Source organism: Streptomyces sp. SM1, assembly GCF_002910825.1.
GTDB lineage: Bacteria > Actinomycetota > Actinomycetes > Streptomycetales > Streptomycetaceae > Streptomyces > Streptomyces okerensis.
The window spans coordinates 1-2,462 of the sequence record NZ_NEUB01001015.1; the positions used below are offsets into that span (position 1 = coordinate 1).

Below are 2,462 nucleotides of genomic sequence, written 5' to 3' on the forward strand. Positions count from 1 at the left end.
GGCCTGTTGGGGGACCACGCCGTTGCCCAGCGCTTTGAGCTGTGCGGAGCGGGACAGGCCGGGGACGGCGGTGACGTGTCCGGCGGGCAGGCCCATGAGCCATTCGACGAAGGCGGGGCTCAGCCGTCCCAGAGCGTCAACTGGCCCGGGGGCGGGGCGCTGGAGGACCGTTTCCCACCGCGTGACCGCTTCGGCGTACTCGCCCCATTCGACGGCTCCGCCGGGAACGTGCTCACCGCCGTCTCGGGCAGGTTCGCCCTGCCCGACCGGACCCGCCGGTCCGTCGCTTCCGTGCGCGAGACCGCGCCCTTCGTGCCGTCCGTGGCCCTCGGGGTCGGCAGGAGCGAGCCCATCTCGGCGGCCAGGCTCTTGCCGTGCGTGCCCGCTTCCTGCGAGGGGCTGCGTTTGGTCTGCCGGTTCTCGTTCTCCGACGCGCGCGGGGTGGGCAGCAGCGAGACGACGTGCCGCAGATTCATCCCGCCCTGCGCCGCGTGCCCGGCTCCGGTGTTCTCCGAGGTCGACGGGGTCGGCAGCAGCAAGCCGACGGCGGTCGGAAGCTGCCCGCGCTGCCCACCACCCTTGAAGTCCCGTGCCGCCGGAGTCGGCAGGCCAGGCGAGGACGAACAGCCGTTTGCGCTGGTGAGCCGCTCCCACGTCAGATGCGCGAAGAGTGCACCACCGCGCATCGAACCCGAGGGCGGCAAGGTCTCCAAGCACGGTGTCGAATCCGAGAGAAAGGTGCCCTGCGACGTTCTCAAACACCGCGAGACGGGGTCGTAGAACCCCAAGGGCACGGGCGATGTCGGGCCAGATGTGCCGCTCATCAGCGGTCCCCTTCCTCTTGCCGGCGGAACTGAACGGCTGGCACGGATAGCCGCCGCACACCACATCGACCGGCCCGACGCGCGCGAAGTCGACGGCGGTAATGTCGCCCAGGTTCGGTACCCGCGGGTAGCGGTGGGCCAGGATGCGGCTCGCGCCGGGGTCGTTGTCCGCCACCCACGCAAGCTCGCCACCGAGCACGGCCTGGACGGCCATGTCCAGGCCGCCGTAGCCGGTGCACACGGAGCCGATCCGCAGCGACGTCATGCCGCGACCCGCTTCCACGCCGCCCGCAAACGGACCTCGGACGCGGAGTGCCCGGCGGCCCGGAACCGGGCGGACATCTCCCGGTACGACAGAGCAGGGGTCTCGCTGTGCCGGATCTCGTCAACGACGACATCCAGCGCCTCATCAGTGAGCGCGGGAACGGCCTCCAGCGAACGGGCCGTGAGCGGCTCGGTCGGGCCCCACACCGGCAGCTCCCACCGGGGCGTGACGCCGGGCGTGACGCGGCTCGTCACGCTGGTCAGCGCCCTGCCCGTCTCCTCACCCGCGCGAGCCGTCTCCAGCGTCGACCACGCCCCGGAGAGCGTCTGAGCGGTCCGTGCCTGGACGCGTGCGACGCGGGCCCCTGCGTCCGTCACGGCCGTCAGCCGGGTCTCCTCGGTGGCCGCTTCCGCCCTCAGGCGGGCGCGGGCCACGGCCGCCTCATCGCGCGCTTCCTGCTGAATTCCCCGGATCGCATCGAGGGCGACCGGGGTGAGCGCGGTGCGCTCCCACAGGCCATGCACGAGCCACAGGGCCTTGGCCGCGATTGGCAGCCACGCCACGGCCAGCCACGCCCCGACGGCATGGTCGGCAGTCAGCGCGTGCGCGACCAGGACCCCGGTAGCGAGAAGGCCGAAGGACCAGCCGGCGGCGGTCACGGCCCGGTTGTGGTCGCCCTGCGCTGCGAGCCGTCGTTCGTAGGCGAGGGTGGCCAGCCATCCCCCGTCGATCCCGAGACCCACGACCAGAGCGACCGGCCACGGCATCGCGGTGCCCAGCCACATCACGACCACGGCCAGCGTGAGGACCATGGACACGGCCGTCATCGCGACAGCCGGAAGAACGGTCTTGGCCCTCATGCCGCACCCCCCGGCAGGCTCGCGCCGGCCGCCCGGTTGAGCAGGGCGACGCGGGCGGCGAGGGCGCGGCGGCGGGCCCGGCGGATGCGCCGGTTGTCCAGCTCGGTCGGCGTGCGGTCGATGGTGACGATGTGCGCGTCCAGCAGCTCGACGTCCGCCAGGATGACGGGCATCTCACGCTCGATCGCGTCCAGCTCGGCGTTCGTCGGCTCCATGAAGTCGGCGAACGCGGTAACGGCGTCCTGAACAGTGACGATGTGGTCCATGGGTCGTGGTTCCTCTCACAGGGTTGGTACGGCCCGAACAGCGCCCCCGGTGTTCCAGCACCGGGGGCGTGCCGTTTGTGGATGGGTGTGGTCAGCCGCGCTTGGGCTTGCGGCCGTGAGCGGCGTCCAGCTCGGCCGTGGCGTCCTTGCACTCGCCGGAGACGATGCGGTCGTAGACCGTCTGGCTCTTCTTGACGCTCTCCGGGCTGGTCAGGTCGGTCGACTGCTGCGTCTTCTTGCCGAACAT

Annotated in this window: 3 protein-coding genes; all 3 read right to left on the reverse strand. The window is 71.7% G+C overall.

Going from position 1 to position 2,462, the window contains the following annotated elements; all coding sequences use genetic code 11:
• Positions 1–1,089: DNA cytosine methyltransferase (locus tag B9S61_RS36395; RefSeq protein ID WP_103546000.1), on the reverse strand; the 1,089-nt coding region annotated here is incomplete at its 3' end.
• Complete coding sequence (locus B9S61_RS36400; RefSeq protein WP_103545998.1) at positions 1,086–1,949, reverse strand: protein spdB; 864 nt, start codon at positions 1,947–1,949, stop codon at positions 1,086–1,088. The genes B9S61_RS36400 and B9S61_RS36395, both read right to left, overlap by 4 nt.
• Positions 1,946–2,215, reverse strand: coding sequence for a DUF6284 family protein (locus B9S61_RS36405; RefSeq protein WP_103545999.1), 270 nt, complete (start codon positions 2,213–2,215; stop codon positions 1,946–1,948). The genes B9S61_RS36400 and B9S61_RS36405 overlap by 4 nt, the downstream gene beginning before the upstream one ends.
• Positions 2,216–2,462 lie beyond the last annotated feature (247 nt).